The organism is Brevibacillus sp. HB1.4B (genome assembly GCF_013284285.1).
Taxonomy (GTDB): Bacteria; Bacillota; Bacilli; order Brevibacillales; family Brevibacillaceae; genus Brevibacillus; species Brevibacillus porteri.
The window spans coordinates 423451-442597 of record NZ_JABSUT010000001.1; the positions used below are offsets into that span (position 1 = coordinate 423451).

The 19147-nt window shown below is 47.6% G+C and carries 15 protein-coding genes; 10 read left to right on the top strand and 5 right to left on the bottom strand.

Annotation, left to right across the window (positions count from 1 at the left end; translation table 11 throughout):
* Positions 1-7 precede the first annotated feature (7 nt).
* On the bottom strand, positions 8-1234 hold the full coding sequence (locus HP398_RS02220) for an aminopeptidase (RefSeq protein ID WP_173621686.1): 1227 nt from the start codon (positions 1232-1234) through the stop codon (positions 8-10).
* A gap of 247 nt (positions 1235-1481) precedes the next feature.
* On the opposite strand from HP398_RS02220, the gene pepF reads away from it, so the two are divergent.
* Both pepF and HP398_RS02230 read left to right on the top strand, forming a co-directional pair.
* A complete protein-coding gene (pepF, locus tag HP398_RS02225) occupies positions 1482-3281 on the top strand; it encodes an oligoendopeptidase F (RefSeq protein ID WP_173621687.1) in 1800 nt (599 codons plus the stop codon).
* An 80-nt stretch (positions 3282-3361) separates the two neighbouring features.
* Positions 3362-3691 (top strand): MGMT family protein, encoded by a 330-nt coding sequence (locus HP398_RS02230; RefSeq protein ID WP_106834013.1) that lies wholly within the window; start codon positions 3362-3364, stop codon positions 3689-3691.
* Here the strand turns inward: HP398_RS02230 and HP398_RS02235 are convergent.
* Complete coding sequence (locus HP398_RS02235; RefSeq protein WP_173621688.1) at positions 3688-4047, bottom strand: Lin0512 family protein; 360 nt, start codon at positions 4045-4047, stop codon at positions 3688-3690. The two genes, HP398_RS02230 and HP398_RS02235, sit on opposite strands and share 4 nt — an antisense overlap.
* Positions 4048-4214: 167 nt before the next feature.
* Here HP398_RS02235 and HP398_RS02240 point away from each other — a divergent pair, with 167 nt between their 5' ends.
* Positions 4215-6179, top strand: coding sequence for an ATP-dependent DNA helicase (locus tag HP398_RS02240; protein WP_173621689.1), 1965 nt, complete (start codon positions 4215-4217; stop codon positions 6177-6179).
* A 45-nt stretch (positions 6180-6224) separates the two neighbouring features.
* Here the strand turns inward: HP398_RS02240 and HP398_RS02245 are convergent, their stop codons facing one another.
* Positions 6225-7835: a multicopper oxidase family protein gene (locus HP398_RS02245; RefSeq protein ID WP_173621690.1), complete on the bottom strand. Its 1611-nt coding sequence runs from the start codon at positions 7833-7835 to the stop codon at positions 6225-6227.
* 190 nt (positions 7836-8025) lie between these two features.
* On the opposite strand from HP398_RS02245, the gene HP398_RS02250 reads away from it, so the two are divergent.
* From HP398_RS02250 to HP398_RS02260, 3 genes are all read left to right on the top strand, one after another.
* Entirely contained in the window at positions 8026-8226 is a 201-nt protein-coding gene (locus tag HP398_RS02250; RefSeq protein ID WP_017248292.1) for a hypothetical protein, read from the top strand.
* Positions 8227-9200: 974 nt separating this feature from the next.
* On the top strand, positions 9201-11270 hold the full coding sequence (locus HP398_RS02255; RefSeq protein WP_173621691.1) for an acyltransferase family protein: 2070 nt from the start codon (positions 9201-9203) through the stop codon (positions 11268-11270).
* Positions 11271-11470: 200 nt separating this feature from the next.
* Positions 11471-12358 carry a DMT family transporter gene (locus HP398_RS02260; RefSeq protein ID WP_173621692.1) on the top strand — a complete coding sequence of 296 codons (888 nt, stop codon included), beginning with the start codon at positions 11471-11473 and terminating at the stop codon, positions 12356-12358.
* A 99-nt stretch (positions 12359-12457) separates the two neighbouring features.
* On the opposite strand, the gene HP398_RS02265 is transcribed toward HP398_RS02260, so the two are convergent.
* Both HP398_RS02265 and HP398_RS02270 read right to left on the bottom strand, forming a co-directional pair.
* The gene (locus tag HP398_RS02265; protein ID WP_173621693.1) at positions 12458-13399 is read right to left on the bottom strand and encodes an alpha/beta hydrolase; all 942 of its coding nucleotides are present in this window, start codon (positions 13397-13399) and stop codon (positions 12458-12460) included.
* Between the two features lie 130 nt (positions 13400-13529).
* Positions 13530-14840 carry a helix-turn-helix domain-containing protein gene (locus tag HP398_RS02270; protein WP_017248298.1) on the bottom strand — a complete coding sequence of 437 codons (1311 nt, stop codon included), beginning with the start codon at positions 14838-14840 and terminating at the stop codon, positions 13530-13532.
* A gap of 397 nt (positions 14841-15237) precedes the next feature.
* Between HP398_RS02270 and HP398_RS02275 the strand changes: the two genes are divergently transcribed.
* From HP398_RS02275 to HP398_RS02290, 4 genes are read left to right on the top strand one after another with little or no spacing between them, the layout of a single operon-like run.
* A complete protein-coding gene (locus HP398_RS02275) occupies positions 15238-16170 on the top strand; it encodes an ABC transporter permease (protein ID WP_017248300.1) in 933 nt (310 codons plus the stop codon).
* A 3-nt stretch (positions 16171-16173) separates the two neighbouring features.
* Positions 16174-17118, top strand: coding sequence for an ABC transporter permease (locus tag HP398_RS02280; protein ID WP_173621694.1), 945 nt, complete (start codon positions 16174-16176; stop codon positions 17116-17118).
* A gap of 28 nt (positions 17119-17146) precedes the next feature.
* Positions 17147-18166, top strand: coding sequence for an ABC transporter ATP-binding protein (locus HP398_RS02285; RefSeq protein WP_026043061.1), 1020 nt, complete (start codon positions 17147-17149; stop codon positions 18164-18166).
* Positions 18167-19114 carry an ABC transporter ATP-binding protein gene (locus HP398_RS02290; protein ID WP_026043062.1) on the top strand — a complete coding sequence of 316 codons (948 nt, stop codon included), beginning with the start codon at positions 18167-18169 and terminating at the stop codon, positions 19112-19114.
* Positions 19115-19147 lie beyond the last annotated feature (33 nt).

Here is a 19147-nt window from a genome sequence, read left to right on the forward strand (position 1 = left end):
GTTAGATTTAAGCCCAATTTCCGTTGCGGAATAGTGGTTCACGCTTGCCGTCAGCTGTTTCACCATCAATGTTCATCTCGGCGGAGCCGATCATGAAATCAACGTGAGTGAGGCTGATATTGATACCGCGGCTAGCCAGTTCCTCATTGCTCATCTCAGCGCCACCTTCGATATTCACACTATAAGCGTTCCCGATCGCCAAATGGTTGGACGCATTCTCATCAAAGAGCGTGTTATAGAAAATGATATCTGATTGCGAAATGGGGGACAAATGAGGAACCAAGGCCACTTCCCCCAAATAATGCGAGCCTTCATCTGTTTCAATTAATTGCTTTAGGGATTCTTCTCCCTTTTCAGCAGTTGCCGAGACAATTCTTCCTTTTTCAAAAGTCAGCGTAAAATTCTCGATCAAATTCCCATGATAGCTCAAAGGCTTGGTGCTGCGAACGGTTCCGTTGACGCCTTCTTTTAATGGCGCGGTGAATACTTCTTCTGTCGGCATATTGGCCATGAAGGAGGCACCGTCCTTATTTACGCTACCGCCGCCAATCCAAATGTGGTTGGCAGGCAGCTCAATTGTCAAATTGGTACCGGGAGCTTCGTAATGAAGGTAACGGTATTGTTTGGCGTTGAGCTGATCCACCTTGCTGTTCAGTGTCGCATGATGGTCATGCCAAGCTTGGACAGGGTCATCCATATCTGCGCGAGTCGCGCGGAAGATGGCATCCCACAGGGCAGGCTCCTGTTCCTCTTGTGCCAAATGCGGGAAGACCATGGCGGCCCATGCAGGTGATGGAACTGCAAGCACGCACCAGCTCACTTTATCGGACATGGTATAGCTGCGGAATTTATGGAGAGCTTGACCAGCTGTTTTGTTGGCAGTAGAGATACGGTCTAGATTTACACCCTTCAGCAAATCGGGATTCGCTGCAGAAATGTAGAGAAACGCCGCGCCATTTTCCGCCATTTCCTCTAATCCCTGTACCTTCCATTGCGGGTATTCACGAAACGCTTCATCAGGAGCCAAATCATATTTCATCCGTGTGAGTTCATCGTCGGTCCAATCAATATGCACGTGCTTGGCACCCGCTTCGTACGCTTTTTTGGCTACCTTTCTCACAAAAGGAGCAGTCGATAGCGGAGCTGTTACTACTAACGTTTGCATAGGCTGTACGTTTACGCCGACTTTTACAGCGAGATCAGCATAACGGTCAAACAAGGTTTCAAAAGACATGGTTCATTTCCTCCTTTTAAGAACAAAAGGCTTACTTGCACTCTATCTATTTTACCTTCCCCTCCGAAATCACCTGCTTATGATTTGAAAGAATTTCCTAGGAAAGCGCAGAAAAAGACAGATTACGGCCTAATTCGAGCAAGTTATCCACTTGTTTATTTTGGTTAATTGTAGGAAAATTCAAATGAAAAGGCAATTTTATTACATAAAAAATATTTTATTGGCAGAACTAAAGGAGGCAGTCAGAGTGAAGACAAGACAGACACGTGATCAAGTCGCTGTCGAGTATACGTGGAACCTGAACGATCTGTTTGAGAGCCAGGAAGCGTGGGAGCAAGAATTAGTAGAAATTGTACAGCATCTGCCTGTCGTCACTGCATTCAAAGGTCAGCTGCATACGAGCGGAGAGACGTTATTGGCATGCTTGGAGGCAAACGAGGCGATCCATGTTCGGGCAAATATCGCAGCGACGTATGCCAGACTGCGGTCGTCTGAAGACGGGACGAATCCACAAAACCAAGCGAACTCTGCACGGGTAGGGGATGTCGTGTCCCAGCTGAATGCTGCGCTTTCTTTTATACCTTCCGAGATTTTGGCACTGCCTGAAGGAAAAATCGAGAGCTTCTTGGCGGAAGAACCAGGACTCAAAGTATTCCGCAAAAGCCTGAATGATTTGCTGGAAACAAAGCCGTACCGCTTGTCGGCCGAGACCGAAGAAGCGTTTGCGGCGATGGGCGAGGTTTTCTCTGCACCATACAACATTTACGCTCGTGGAAAACTGTCGGATATGTCATTTGGACCCGTCCATGATAGCGAAGGAAATGAGCGTCCAGTATCCTTCGCGTTGTTTGAGACCGATTATGAGATGTCTTCCGATACGACGCTGCGCCGTGCTTCGTACGAATCCTTTTCGAAGACACTCGCTTCTTACCAAAACTCCTTCGCTGCGGTATACGCGACTGAGGTGAAAAGACAGACAGTCATGTCTCGCCTGCGTGGCTATGAAACCGTAACGGACATGCTGCTTAAACCACAGCAAGTTACGCTGGATATGTACCACAACATTCTGGATATTATCGGCAATGAGCTCGCTCCGCACATGCGTCGCTATGCGAAGTTGAAAGCAAAAGAGCTCGGTCTTGAGAAGTTGGCCTTTTGTGATTTGAAGGCGCCGCTTGATCCAGAATTCAGCCCACCGATTACGATTGAAGAAGCTGGGCAAAAGATACTGGCTTCCTTGCAAGTAATGGGTCCTGAATATACAGCCATTATGGAAAAAGCACTGAATGAACGCTGGATCGACTACGTAGACAACGTGGGCAAATCGACAGGTGCGTTCTGCTCAACGACATATAGCAAGCACTCTTACATTCTCATTACGTGGTCGGGAAATATGCGCAGTGCTTTCACGCTGGCACATGAGCTGGGTCATTGCGGACACTTTATGCTGGCGACAAGAGAGCAAAGCTTTACGAACTCTCGTCCATCGCTGTACTTTATCGAAGCGCCTTCCACACTCAATGAGCTCTTGCTCGCGCAGCACATCGTGGAGCAATCCGACGATCCTCGTTTGAAGCGTTGGGTCATTTTGCAATTGATGAATACGTACTATCACAACTTTGTCACGCATCTGTTAGAAGCGAGAATGCAACGAAAAGTGTACGAAGCAGCGCAAAAAGACGTACCTTTGACTGCCAAACAGCTCTCCGAATGGAAAGGGCAAGTGCTCGCAGACTTCTGGGGTGATGCAGTTGATCTGGACGCGGCAGCGAGTCTTACATGGATGCGCCAACCGCACTATTACATGGGGCTGTATCCTTACACATACGCAGCTGGTTTGACCGCTTCTACAGCAATGGCAGCAAGCATCAAGGAAGAGGGACAGCCTGCTGTTGATCGCTGGATTGAGGTACTCAAAGCCGGGGGAACACTAACGCCGCTGGAACTGATGAAAAAAGCTGGCGTGGACATGTCAGATCCGCAGCCAATCCGCGAGGCTGTCGCATACGTCGGCAGTCTGGTTGACGAGCTGGAAAGTCTGTTTTAACCTGATAAAAGCAGAAAAGGCTTGTGATCGCAAGAAATCACAAGCCTTTTGATTTGATCAAGCAAGAAGGAGTAGTCATCATGACCGAATTTACGCAGCGCGCACTAAATATTATTGCCGGGATTCCAGCGGGCCATGTCATGACGTACGGGCAAATTGCTGCGTTGGCCGGGAGTCCAAGGGCTGCCAGACAAATCGTTCGCATCCTTCATTCCATGTCCAAAAAGCACCAGCTTCCTTGGCATCGGGTCATCAACGCCCAAGGAAAGATCGGATTGCAAGATTTGGATTCGTTCACGCTGCAAAAAATGGCCTTGGAAAGCGAAGGGATAGTCGTGTCAGCAGCAGGAGAAATAGAGTTGGAGCGTTATCAGTTTCACCCACATGTAGTGGATGAGCCGCTATTCTAGTATCCTACTTCTACCGAAGCAATGACGATATAGGCAAGGTCGTTCTTGTCCTCTTTTTCAGCGATCACGACTCCACTGCTCGTCAGCATGCCACCCTCTACGATTTCGAAGGAGACTTCCCCGTAAGGCAGTGCTTTACGAACCGTTTCCAAGTCGAGCTTGTCCTTGTCAGCAGGAACGGCCAGCCTCACATTTACTTTCATGTTATGGATATCGTTTCCTGGCAGGACAGAACGCAGTCCAGGCATCGAATTATGATGGATGGCATTCTGAACAGCGCGGACTGCGGATTTGGTGACGTTTTGTCCATGCATGTCGATGCCCATTCCTATTTCAATAAACATTACTTTTTCCATTGGCTTGTTCACTCCTGTTTCATTCTACTTTTCTACCATCCTTATCTTACCACGAAAAGGAATGGTTTTTTCTCTCATCTGTATTGTGTTTATCGTCAAGACATGTCATCATAACATGTTGGTATCTATGATTGACGATTCTTTTCATTATTGGAGGCAGGTCACAATTGGAACGTTATCCTTTTGCCTACGATCCGTCCCAGCCGTTCATCTCTCAGGTGAGTGATTGGGTAGCGGACGTTTTTTATGAAGTATTGCCTGAGGCTGGATTCGAGGTGCGTGATGAGCAAATCTACATGGCCTTTCAGCTTGAACGGGCTTTTATAGAAAAGCAAACGATTTTTGCAGAGGCGGGAGTGGGCACGGGAAAAACATTGGCTTACTTGCTGTACGCCATCTGCTATGCACGATATACCAGAAAGCCCGCCATCATTGCCTGTGCGAATGAGTCGTTGATTGAGCAGCTCGTAAAACCCGAAGGCGATATTGCCAAACTGGCTCGTCATCTCAACCTGACGATTGACGCGAGACTCGGTAAATCTCCGGACCAATATCTCTGTTTGCGCAAGCTGGATGAGGCGAGATTCCAGCCTGAGACAGGCGAAGCTTTCCAGCATATTTATCAAGAGTTGCCTTCATTTGTTCACACACATGAGGCCTTGCAGTCGTTTTATCCGTACGGGGATCGTAGCACATATCCTGATCTGGATGATCAAGAATGGGCGCAGATGAATTGGGATACTTTTCAGGATTGCTTTGTGTGCGATAGACAGCACCGCTGTGGGCAGACCCTTTCGAGAAATCATTACCGTCAGTCGGCCGATTTGATCATTTGTTCCCATGACTTTTATATGGAGCATGTGTGGACCTATGAGATCCGCAAGCGCGGAGGTCAGCTGCCGTTGCTGCCACCGCATAGCTCGGTCATTTTTGACGAGGGTCATCTGCTGGAGCCTGCTGCCCAAAAAGCATTAACGTACAAGCTGAATCACTCCGTGTTCGAAGAAACGATTACGCGTGTCTTGAAGGGTGAGATAAGAGAAGAGCTCGCCATTGCCATTGAAGAAGCCATTGCTCAGAGTGAAGAAATGTTCTCCCGATTAAACGAAGAGAGCAAGGCTGTGATGGGCTCTAACCGCAAAGAGATTCACTTCCATCCTGAACTCATTGCAACCATCCACCGTTTTACGAGTCTCGTCAGTTGGATTGAAGAAGAGCTGGCGTTAGAGGGTGGTCTGTATACGTTGGACGAGTTCCAGCTGCGAATTGTCGAAGAGCATTTGGAAATGATGCAGCTGGCACTGGGACTTTTCCAAGACCCGGCTCACGTCATTTCCTGGATGAGTGAAGAGATTACAGGACCTACCTTGGTCGTCATGCCAAAGAAGGTGCAGGAAGTACTGGAAGAGCGCGTATTCTCACAAAAGATGCCGATTGTCTTTTCGTCAGCGACTCTATCTGTTGATGGATCGTTCAAGTATGTGGCGGACAGCTTGGGTATTGAGCAATACCTGTCTTTCTCGGTGGCTTCTCCGTACGAGTACGACAAGCAAATGGAGGTATACGTACCGACTCTTTCTGCGACCGACTCATTTGCGGAAAAAATGAGACAGGCTACCCAATTGCTGCAAAAAACAGCGGGTAGTGCGCTGCTGTTGTTTTCCTCCATGGAGGAATTACAGCAATTCAAGACCGCCATCAAAAACGAGCCTGCCTGTACGGATCTGCGATTCTTGTTTGAAGGAGATGCGGAAATCAGCCATCTGATCTCTCAATTCCAGAACGACGAGAAAAGCAGCCTCTGTGCGGTGAGCCTGTGGGAAGGGCTAGATGTTCCGGGGCCTTCGCTGTCCAATGTGATCATTTGGTCACTGCCATTCCCGCCGAATGATCCGGTGTTTACAGCAAAACGAAAAAGTGCAGCGAATCCTTTCGACGAGGTAGATATGCCTTACATGCTGCTGAGACTGCGTCAAGGCATCGGGCGTTTGATCCGTTCGAGAGAGGATAGCGGTCTGGTATCGATCTTGAGTCCGCAATTGAGCGAAAATGACCAGCTGAGACAGCAAGTACAGGATGTTTTCCCAGCTGGGGTAGAGTGGAAAACGTCTTTGGACGGTGTATTGGCGTAAGGAAAAAGCAGGAGCCATTGTGGCTTCCTGCTTTTTTTTCTATGGTTATTCCGGCATGTTGCCGACGGTAGGATCGACGACGAAATCTGGCTTGAAGCCTTCATATTTTACTTCGGATACCATTCCTTGCGCAGCATGGCCCAAATCGTGGCAGTGGAACATCCAATCACCTGGATTGTCAGCTTCGAAGGCGACTACATAAGATTCACCTGGCAAAATGTTCAGCGTATCTTTGACCAGAGGGGAGCCTGAGATAGGCTGTCCGTTTTTGCTCAATACTTGGAAGAAATGTCCGTGCAAATGCATCGGGTGGATATCTTTTTGTGATTTGTTCACCATTGTGACTTTGACTAGGTTACCTTTTTTGACATTGAGCGGAGGGACATCCGGGAACGTTTTTCCATTGATGGTAAAGGCCATTTTTCCATCTGCCGTTTCCGTGTTCAGATCCATTTGATACGTAATGTCATACTTCTGATCCAGCGTAAAGCTGCTTTTTGCCGCTTCGCCGTATTTCGTGATGTCTATCGTTGGCATATCGCCAGCTTCGGATTTGGCTGTTTTTGTTTCTGAGCCTTCGTAGACGATAGGCACGACGAGGGACTTGGCGCCTGGATTTGTGCTGCGCTCCTCTAATAACCATTTGCCAGGATTGTTTGCGACAAATTCGAGATCATATCGTTCTCCTGGCCCGATATTGAGGAGCTGGCCTCCTACAAGGGGCGGATTATTAATAGGCTGCCCGTCTGTTGCCACGATTTTAAATTCATGACCTTGCAGGTTCAGCTTGTGGTTCAAGTATCCAGCATTGATCAGGCGGATTCTGACTTTCTCTCCTTGCTTAACAGATAGCGGCTGGATTGCCGGGCCTGTTTTTCCGTTCACGGAAAAAATCGTATACATCAACGGCATCATCTCAGCGTCACTCATGGGCATCTCCATACCGGCCATGTTGTGACCACCAGAGGACGAGCTATCGGAAGAAGGGGCACTCATGCCATGGCTCATGCCACTTCCGTGCATTTCCGCCATGCTATCGTCCTGCATCCACTCATCCAGAACGAGGGTAAAGTCCTTATCAGCTGGCTCTGGTGTAGCCGGTTCTACCACAAGTGAACCATACAAGCCTTTGTCTACTTGCTTGGCGCTGTTTTGATGCGAGTGGTACCAGTATGTCCCGGCAACGTCCACCTTGAATTTGTAGGTGAAGCTTTCGTTTGGTCTTACGGCATTTTGGGTCACACCAGGGATTCCGTCCATGTTATTCGGGACGGGTAAGCCATGCCAGTGAATGGTGACCGGCTCGGGTAATTCGTTTTTCAATGTCACGCTGATGGTTTCTCCTTGTTTGACACGAAGCTGTGGACCTGGAACGGTTCCATTGTACGTCCATGCGTTTTTCATGGTCTTGTCATCGAGGTGGAGCATGTTTTCTTTTGCTGTGAGGGTAAATGTATTGCCTGTAAGCACCTCCATCGACGAGTCGCTGGAAGCAGACATCTGCTGCGGTTGCGTTTCTGCTGTTGTTTGGGGTGAAGAATTCATGTTGTGTCCATTATGATCCATTGTGGTATTGTCAGTGGAGCAGGCGGCTAACAGCAAAACGCCACCTAGAACCAAGGGATAAGCCCATGGGCGTATTTTCCGTTTGTTCATGTGCACTTTTTCCTCCTTTGAGCTGTTGGGGAAAGCGTACCAAACGATTGTGTAGAAAACATGAAGACGGGATGTATGACACTTCTGTTACGCATTTTGCAAAAATGGGAAAGTAAGCGTGAACAAATGCTATAATGGAGTATCGTACATAGAAGGAATCAGTAGAATCGGACAGGGATGGTGTTCACGTTTGGGTAACGTAGATTTTGCGAGCTTGCCTTGGAATGTTTTTTGGGTTGGAGTCGCTTACTTTTTGGTCACAGGAGTCTTTTTCTGTCTTGGATTTATGCGATTACTTTCGGAACGGGTGAAAAGTGGCATCGTATGCATGGTGATTGCAGTTGTCAGCGGTGGTTTTTTCTTGAATTATTTGTTTACTCATCACATTTAAAATTGGATAATCAAGCGAAAATCCTCGTCGGAGCTGGTAATCGATGGGGATTTTATTTTTGTCTTGTGTTTCCCGTTTCGATTGGCGAAAATGGAAGTGATAGGGGAATAATCGGGTTGATGTCGCTTTTCTTCGGGGGATACCGATTCAAAGCAACCATTCCTCACAAATTGGAAGAGACGATACATACAAGCTTTTGGATTTGGCAGTACATCAAGCAGAAACTTATTGGCTCAAAGGTTTATCAACAAATGACAATCAGGAATGTCAATACAACTCGCAAAAAATTACGAACTGATGCAGGCGGTTGATCAGTAAATCTTTTGTGACAAGTAAACACGTTGCATTTTGCATCTGACAGTGGTGGTCTGCGATGATCTACAATCGTGAAGCTGATGGGGGGAAAGTATACCAGCAGCTTCTTTTTTGTTCCGCGTTTCTACCGGGAAAAAACATGGTCAGAATGTAAACAGTTTGTAACGAGTTATCCCCCGAAACCGTCATATAATACGGTTACAAACAACTATTCAGCAAGCGTCTAACGTAAGACAAGGACCGGGTAATTTCCTTGTGAAACCATCCACAATAAGGAAGGTGTGATGCATATATAAGGGAGTAAGTGAACAGAAAACAACGAGATAGTGAGTAGTTCATCACATCCTGAATACGGGCAACGATGATGGGAAGAATTCATTTTCCATAAAGATAATGAACGAGACCAAACCCCGTTTTCTCACGATTCCAGAAACAGGGGTTTTTGCATTCATAGAGCACGCAATTCCCGATGTGTAATGACTGCCCCCAACAACAAATGAAGAAAACAGAACGGAAGTAAAAGGGGAGAATGCAGATGTTTTGCATGGCGAGCACGAAGAATCACCATAAAAATACGAAAAGGACGATGGGTACGAAAAGAATTAATAATCAGAACGAATTAATCACTCGCCAACATGCAACGATAGGAGGCCACCAGCATGCCTGAACCGATCAAAGCTGTAAGCAGCCGATACATGGCTGGGATCGACGGGCTTCGTGCGCTGGCGGTACTCGCAGTCATTATTTATCACTTGAATTACGACTGGGCACCCGGGGGATTGTTGGGTGTCGGTATTTTCTTCGTTTTATCGGGATATTTAATTACAGACTTATTAATTGCAGAATGGAATCGAAATGGCAGACTCGACATGAAAGACTTTTGGTTGCGCCGTGCTAGAAGATTGCTCCCAGCGCTTTTCCTCATGCTGTTTGTGGTGATGGCAGGAGTAGCTATCTTTTCGCCAGAGCAGTTGGACACCATCCGCGGAGATGTTGGAGCAGCTGTTCTTTACGTGAGTAACTGGTGGCTGGTCTTTCATGACGTATCTTATTTTGAAAAATTCGGTCCGCCTTCACCACTAGGCCATCTGTGGTCATTGGCAGTAGAAGAACAGTTTTATGTCATTTGGCCGCTGGTACTCGCTCTGGGGCTCCGCTTCCTGAAGCGCAGGGGGCCAATTATGATCATTACTTTGGTTCTGGCTGCACTATCCGCCATCTCCATGGCCGTCATGTATGAGCCAGGTCTTGATCCGAGTCGTGTTTATTACGGAACGGACACACGGGTATTCGGGTTGCTGATCGGTGCCGCACTCGCCATGATGTGGCCGAGTCGCTTGCTTACGACGAACATTTCCCAAAAAGCGCGATTGACGCTTGATCTGAGCGGTCTCTTGAGCTTAGGAATTCTTTTGTACAGCATTTGGAACACGAATCAGTATGATGATTATTTGTACGAGGGCGGGCTAGTCCTCCTGTCTGTTGTCAGTGCTGTGCTGGTCGCAGTACTCGCACATCCGGCCAGCAGCTTGGCGAAATGGATGGGCTGCAAGCCATTGCGTTGGATCGGTGTTCGATCTTACGGGATTTATTTGTGGCACTACCCTGTTATCGTTTGGACGAATCCGTTTTTAGCGGACAGGGAGTGGATGGCGGTACCTGGAGCGGTTTTACAGCTCCTCGCAAGCATTTTGCTGGCATCGTTGTCATTTAAATATCTAGAAGAGCCTATTCGTTACGGTGCATTAGGCAGAATCTGGCATCGTTCCAATAAGGCTGGGCAGAAAACAAAACGGTTAAACCGTGTATTGGCTACTGGTTGCGCGATCGCTCTATGTGTCACGTATTATGGGATCGCTTCGCTCACGTCAGATGCGACCGCTGGAAATGTGACGCAGCCAACGCAGACGGTCACCGAGACGAAGGTCCCCGACAAGCCACATGGTCCTGAGGTGCCAATCGTAGAAAAGAAACCGGAAACGGCTCAAAAACCAGCTACTCCACCAACAAAGCCGAAAAACGAGCAGAAACCAAATAACAACGCACAAAAGCAGAAGCCTGTGGAGAAGCAGAAAGATTCGAATGCTTCCAAACAGCCTGATCAAAAACAGGAACCGATCAAAGCGATAGGCTCCGGAAAAGGAATCACGGTGATTGGTGATTCTGTCATGCTGGATGTGGCTCCTTATCTGGAGAAGCTATTGCCAGGAATCATCGTGGATGCCAAAATCGGAAGGCAAATGTCGCAAGCTCCTGACGTGATTGCGCAGCTTAAAGCAAAAGGACAATTGGGAAATCGTGTTGTGATTGAATTAGGCTCGAACGGAGCATTTAGTAAAGGCCAGCTCGATAAGCTACTGCAATCGCTGGATGGCGTAGAGCAAATCATTCTCGTCAATTCCCGCGTACCTAAGCCGTGGGAAAGTGTTGTGAATAAGATGCTGGCGGAAACTGCTATAGCCCATCCGCATGTCGTGCTTGTGGATTGGTATGCCGCAAGTGAAGGGCAAAGCTCTTACTTTTACAAAGACGGTGTTCACCCGAATAAGGAAGGCTCGCAAAAATACGCGGCACTCGTGGCGAGTGCAATCGCGCCGACGGAGCCAGAGAAGAAGCCGGAAGTGAAAGAGGAAGAGAAAGCGGCAGAGACGGCAGTAGAAGAGGCAGGGCAGATGGAAGGGGCACTGGAGGCAACTGAGGAAACCCCTATGGAAGAAATGGTACAATAATACCAGAACAATTGCTGACTGAAACAAAGCAAGGGAAGACCAGTGAACCAAGTCGTTCGCTGGTCTTTTTTATGTGACAGTGTGTACAACCAAACATAATTTCCATCAAACGATAGCATATCAGCTCATGGACTTTTTGCGCACTCTCCTGTACGATAGCTAACGGAAGAATAATGCATCGGGTGAAAGAAGGAACAATCATGATTCGGTCGTACTTGCTATTGCTTTTTTGTGTGACGCTGTGGGGCAGTAATTTTGTGTTCGGAAGCATGTTGGTCAAAGAGTTTCCGCCACTGTTTTTGGCAGATGTACGCTTGCTTTTCACGTCTATGTTTCTGATCATTTACGCGTGGCTGACCAAAAAATTCGTAAAAATCACTGCTCGTGAGCTAGGACTTCTTGTCTTGCTTGGCTTGATCGGAACGCTGGCGAATCAAACGGCGTATTTCAATGGGCTCTTGACGACAGATGCGACAACGGCATCGCTGATTCTTTCCTTGGCGCCGATCGTCACTGCAGTGCTGGCTTCATTGTTTTTGAAGGAACAGTTTACCTTGCGTATGAAGCTTGGGTCTGGCTTGGCTCTATTGGGAACATTCTTCGTAGTCGGAATTGGGGCAGGACTCTCCATTTCCAAAGGAGTCTTACTCATTGTGATTGCCATGGTCACATTCTCGTCTTCCATGATCATCATTCGCAAACTGACGCAAACCATGCAGCCGTTTATTGCCACCGTGTACTCGACGACAGTTGGCACTTTGTTTTTGACTCCAGCGGCGCTGTTGACGATCGAGCCAGGGGCGCAGATCAGCCACGAAGTGTGGGCATGGGCGATGCTCATTTTGACCGCGATCCTGATGCAAGGAATATGTGGAATCGTCTGGAATCAACAATTAAAAGTGGTAGGGACGGGTAAAGCAGCTATTTTTCTTAACTTGCAGCCCTTTGTAGCGATGCTGGTCGGGTTTTTACTGCTTGGTTCCCAGGTAACGTCGATTCAAGTGGGAGGCTCCTTGTTGATTGTCGTGGGTGTGATTGTTGCCAGTGTTCAAAAGAAACAATCTGTTCAGCCATCGAAGACGGTATAGAGCATACTGCTTGTAAAAGATGAAAAGGAAAGCGTAGGCTTCGATTCGGAAGTGAGAATTGCCCGAATCAATGCTTACGCTTTTTTTATCCAATATGGCCTACATTTTGAAAGCTTTTCGCAATTGTGCCGACATCTCATCCAGCGATTCCTGAGCTTGCTTGATAAACGTATGGAATCCAGTGAAGGAATGGATCATGCCTTGTTCATTTCGATAGATGACATCCACACCGCTTTCGCGTAGCTTGTCTGCATACGCTTTTCCGCCATCTCGCAAAGGGTCGTATTCGGCTGTAATCACCATGGCAGGAGGCAGACCAGTGAAATCGGCTCCATTGATCGGATCAAGATATGGATTTTGTCTATCGGCAGTCGGAGGTATATAGTGACCGAGGAACCAATTCAACAATTTCACATCTAGCAAATAGCCACTCGCATTTTCCTGCATGGATGGATAGAGATCGGTGTCCACAATTCCTACGGCTGGATTTATTAATAATTGAAAAACGATAGACGGGACCTGTCGTTCTTTCGCCATGAGACTCACTACTGCTGCAAAATTAGCTCCTGCACTATCTCCGCCTACGGCAATCCGCGATGGGTCAATGCCAAACTGATCGGCATGCTCTGAAATATAGAGGAGAGAATCATAGGCATCTTCCAATCCTTCAGGAAAAGGATGCTCAGGAGCGAGCCGATAATCGATAGAAATGACCACACATTTTGCGTTATTTGCGATGTTGCGACATACCGAGTCTACCGTTTCGAGATTACCGATCACGAATCCGCCTCCATGATAGTACACAAGTGCAGGGAAGGGTGCATGACCTTCTGGTGTGTAGATGCGAATCGGAATAGAACGGCCTTTTAAGGGAAGCGAAAGATTCTCTACCTTTTTTACCTGTTCAGGTTCTACGCCTGAGTCTCGATTTTGATCAGTCGCCATTCGCATAATCTGTGGTGTCAATTGGCTGAAATCAACATCATTGCGTGAGCGGTTGAAGACATCTAATATTTGTTGAATCTGTGGATGAACCGGCATGTGTATGACCCCCAATTCGTATGATATTTGGATGGTTTACAGAAACAGCGCAAGAAAAAAGCGTAAGCAATGATCCACAAAAGAAGTTTTCTGGAAATCACAAGCTTACGCTTTTCTCATGGAGAAACAATTAAGTGGTTTGTGGGGAGGGGAGTATACGATAAATCTTCCGTGGGCGCCCTCGATTCGTTGGCGTTTCTTCCCCAATGAGCTCGATGATGTTGTGTTCTGCTAAATCACTTAGTATTCTTCGCGCATTGCGAGGGGTCATGCCCATCCATTCTGCGATCATCGAGGCGCTGATATATTTTTGCCCCAGCGCTTTTTGGACGGAAATGATTTTGTTAAACGTCGTAATACTGACACCGGCTTTTTTCAGATTTTCACTGATTTCTTTGTCCTGAGTCCAATATTCGTAGGTGATGCTGTTCGTTTGACGCAGTGGTCCTTCAATCGAACCGTCATGGTCGACAAGAATGGCGGCATCTCTATGGTTTTTTGCATGGCCGAGAGCGAGCTGTGCATTGCGCTCAGCAGATAATGCTGTGACACCAAAGCCGATTCCCATATTGGCATGCGAATTGGTGAGCAGCTTGATTTTTTCCAAAAGGATCGTGGGGTGAAATTCTGGATTTTCTTCGAATGAACCCCGGGTGGAAAAAATGATGAACTTGGAATTGCCAACGGCGACGAAACTGCCTGATATCGACTCCGTGTAATCCAGCACTAGCTCCTGTAGCTTCAGGTCGAGGCGGCGTAGTTCGTAGGCGTTTGCAGGCTCATTTTCGAGTTTTTCCATGTCGGTTACCTCAATCAATTGAACAGCAATTTGGGAGCGCTTGAAATGGAGCGTTTCGCCCTCCTGCAGAATTTGCTTGAAAATCTCTCGAAATATGAAGCGCGTGAAGCCCATTCGGTATACCCTGATTCCTTGTCGTTTTAATTCCTCGGTGACGAAAAGCGTTCCCGTGACACAAGCGTCTACCTTGCGTTCCTGAATAAGGCGGGTGTGATAGGCTACCAATTCAGATCTCTGTCTGAATTCTTTATATGGCATTAGGTATGGATTCTCACAATGCAGGCCTAATTCCTCTAAAGTCTCACGAAAATGTGCTTCCGAAATGGTATCGAAGCTCACGCGATCTAAAGAAAAGCCATCGCGGTATACCAATTCGAGCAATACTTTGGTCAGGACACTTGAATTGACTTGCGGATAAAAGGCTTTTTTCTTGCCAATATGCGCTTTTGCCATCGAATAGGGGGCGACTCCAGAGAAGAACCAGATATCTGTTTCCATATCATTTTCGGCTACATAGGTAGGTACTTGTTCCACTCCTTGATAAATAAAGGAGGTGAGCAGGATGTGATCGGAAAACTCACGTCCCACAGCTACCATTGCATCTACTGAATCTTTTGGACCGACTATGCCAACTTTTATCATCAAAATGTCCTCCAAAAAAGTTAAACTACGGGATAAACAGTTCGTTAGGAAGGAGAGCCATCCTTTTTTCGGCATTTTAGTATGCCAGTCTTTCTTATATATATAGAATATAACCCATCGGATGGGCAAGCGAGCTGTAGCGACCACGAAGCTGTAAATAGGGATGTTTTAGGGAAAAATTCCGTATTAATGGTTGTATATTTGACAACTTTCGGCAAATTCCTTTATGAATCGATGCAAAAAATAAAAAAATCAGAATTGACATTAAATAATTACGGCACTATATTGTTGAATTAAGGAATGTTTTAGGTCAATTTCCGTTAAAGAGGTTGTTCAAAAGGAGGGCGCATTGAATTTTCTTAATCTTTTTGCAAGTCTGGACTAGGGGGTCGTATAGATGTCGCGTTATTTACTTAAAAGAATTCTGATGATGGTACTCACCTTGTGGATTATTGTAACGTTGACTTTTAGCCTGATGCACATGATCCCTGGTGATCCATTCGCGTCAGAGTCAGATCAGTTGCCCGAGCAAATTTTGTTGAATCTGCGTGCGAAATACAATCTGGATGAACCGCTTCCGATGCAGTATTTACTTTATCTAAAAAGTTTGGTCATGCTCGATTTAGGACCTTCTATTAAGTCGGAGACACGCGGTGTCAATGATATGATCAAAGATGGCTTCGGAGCATCTGCACTGATCGGTTTGCAGGCGATAGCGGTTGCGCTTTTTTTCGGACTTTTATTCGGAACAATTGCGGCATTAAACCGAAATACCTGGATTGATTATACGGCAATGGTCATGGCCGTATTAGGAATTGCTGTACCCAGCTTCATCATGGCGCCATTGCTCATTAATTACTTGGCAATCAAATTGCCGTTATTCCCAGTAGCGACGCTTACCAGCTGGAAACACTCGGTTCTGCCTTCACTCGCACTTGCTTTTGGACCATTAGCGATCATTACACGCTATATGCGTACCAGCATGATCGACGTGATGAACCAGAACTATATACGGACCGCTGAGGCGAAAGGAATTCCGACTTTTCTGATAGTGATCAAGCATGGAATTCGCAACGCTATTTTGCCGATCGTCACGTTTATGGGACCGCTTATCGCGGGGTTGTTAACTGGAACGTTCGTCGTCGAAAAGATTTTTGCGGTACCAGGGATCGGCAAGTACTTCGTCGATGGCATCTTCAATCGAGATTATCCCGTTATTCTGGGAACGACAGTATTCTACAGTGCCATCTTGGTGCTCATTATCTTCTTGATTGATCTGGCCTATATGTTCATCGATCCACGAATCAAACTATCGAGTAGGGGGAGGTAGCCAATGGCGGTAGATCAATCGGTAAATGAGTTGTTTCGACCTAGAGCTCAAAAAGCAGATGGACAGATCGCCCAGATGCGACCGAGCCTGACTCATTTTCAACAAGTTACGAGAAAGCTCGTCAGAAACAAGCTGGCAATGGTGGGTTTTACCCTGATTGTTTTTCTGATTGCTATGGCGATCATTGGACCACATCTCGTTCCGTACAGCTATTCCGATCAGAGTCTCTTGAATGCGAATCAGGAAATTTCGAGCGAGCATTGGTTCGGAACAGATGAGCTGGGTCGTGACATGTTTTCACGAACATGGTACGGAGCGCGGATTTCACTGATTATCGGAATATCGGCAGCGTTAATTGATTTGGTCATCGGTGTGACTGTCGGTGGTATTGCCGGATACATGGCCGGTCGAGGCAAAAAGGGAGACCGAATCGATACCATCATCATGCGATTGATCGAGGTCTTGTACGGACTGCCGTACCTGCTCGTGGTGATCATGCTGATGGTTGTCATGGAGCCTGGAATTGTTACCATCATCATCGCGTTATCCGCAACCGGTTGGGTAGGGATGGCTCGTCTCGTTCGGGGACAAATCCTGCAATTGAAAAACCAGGAGTTCATCATGGCTGCGCAAGTGCTGGGTGCCAAATTCCCTCGCATTCTGTTACGCCACCTGATTCCGAACACGATCGGAGTCATCATCGTGAACTTGACGTTTACCATTCCGTCGGCGATATTTGCAGAATCTTTCCTCAGCTTTTTGGGGTTGGGTGTGCAAGCACCAATCGCTAGCTGGGGCACGATGACTAACGACGCACTCGGCGTCATTTTGACAGGGGATTGGTGGAGACTTTTCTTCCCGGCCCTGATGATTTCTTTGACGATGTTTGCCTTCAATGTCTTCGGTGATGGCTTGCAGGACGCATTGGACCCAAGAATTCGCGAGTAACCTCGCCACGAAGATAGGAGGATCAGACATGGCGGATCATTTGCTACAAGTAGAAAACCTCCGCGTACATTTCAAAACGTACGGTGGAGAGGTACAGGCTGTACGGGGAGTTACCTTTCATGTTGATCGTGGCGAGACGCTTGCGGTAGTAGGAGAGAGCGGCTGTGGGAAGAGTGTAACCGCCCAAGCGATCATGGGCTTGATCCCGAACCCGCCGGGAAGAATCGTGGATGGTCAGATTCGTTTTGACGGAAAAGTCATCACGGGGATGAACAAGAAGGAATTGCTTTCGGTTCGTGGAGCTGAGATCGGGATGGTCTTCCAAGACCCGATGACAGCACTGAACCCGACGATGAAGGTCGGCGCTCAGATTGTAGAGGGATTTGTTCGTACCCATCAGGTCAGCAAAGAAGAGGCGCGTAAAAAAGCGATGGAGATGCTTCGACTGGTCGGTATCCCCGATCCGGAAAAACGTGTCGATCAATACCCGCATGAGTTTTCCGGGGGAATGCGGCAACGTGTCGTCATCGCGATTGCACTCGCCAATAATCCAAAGCTCGTCATTGCAGATGAACCGACGACAGCATTGGATGTAACGATTCAAGCACAAATCTTGGACTTGCTCCGAGAATTACAGGAAAAGCAGCAGCTCTCCATCGTGATGATTACACATGACTTGGGTGTCGTAGCCGAAATCGCGCACCGGGCTGTGGTTATGTATGCAGGAATTGTGGTGGAAACAGGCAAGGTAGAGGATATTTTCGCAAATCCGAAGCATCCATACACATGGGGCTTGATGCGCTCTCTGCCGCGGATCGATGGTGTGGAAAAGGAACGACTGGTACCGATTGAGGGAACGCCGCCAGATTTATTCCACCCGCCAAAAGGTTGTCCGTTCGCTCCGCGCTGTCAGTTTGCGATGGAAATATGCGAGCAGCAAATGCCGGACGCTTCCACATTCACCGAGGGTCACCAAGCTGCATGTTGGCTACATGATCCACGGGCACCGAAGCTGGAAGAATTGGTGGCAGCAGGGAGGCAGACGTAGATGAGCCAAGCGTTGGTTGAAGTCAAAAATCTAAAAAAGCATTTTGAGATCGGCAATGGGATTACGCTAAAGGCAGTCGACGGCGTGACCTTCACCATTAATCGCGGCGAGACGCTCGGGCTTGTCGGAGAGAGCGGTTGCGGTAAGTCGACGTTGGGCAGAACGATGATTCGCCTCTATGAAAATACAGATGGAGAAGTTTTGTTCAAAGGCAAAAATGCACACCGTCTAAAAGGGAAAGATGCAGAGCAGTTCCACCGTGACGTCCAAATGATTTTTCAAGACCCGCAAGCAAGTCTGAATCCGCGCATGACTGTCATGGACATTATTGCGGAGGGCTTGGATATTCACGGCTTGTCCCGTGGTGCAAGAGCGGATCGGGTCAAAGAATTGCTGGAGCTGGTTGGTTTGTCTAAGGAACATGCGAACCGATTCCCTCATGAATTCAGCGGAGGCCAAAGACAGCGGATCGGGATTGCCCGAGCACTTGCGGTTGAACCGGAATTTATCATCGCGGATGAACCGATTTCGGCGCTTGATGTGTCGATTCAAGCGCAGGTCGTGAATCTATTAGAAGACTTGCAACAGGACAGGGGGCTGACTTACTTGTTTATCGCCCACGATCTGTCCATGGTGAAGCACATTTCCACTCGAATCGGAGTAATGTACCTCGGCAAAATGGTAGAAATGGCAAACAGCTTCGAGCTGTATGCAAAGCCACTTCATCCATATACACAAGCATTGTTGTCCTCGATTCCGATTCCTGATCCGACGATCAAGCGGGAGCGCATCATTTTGCAGGGCGATTTGCCGAGTCCTGCCAACGCGCCAAGCGGTTGTGTTTTCCGAACAAGATGCCCGAAGGCCATGGAGCAATGCGCGGCACAGATTCCGCAATGGCAGGAAGCCGCACCGAACCATTGGGTTGCTTGTCATCTCTATCAGTAGTTCGATTTTCTATCTTAATATATAGGGGGAAAC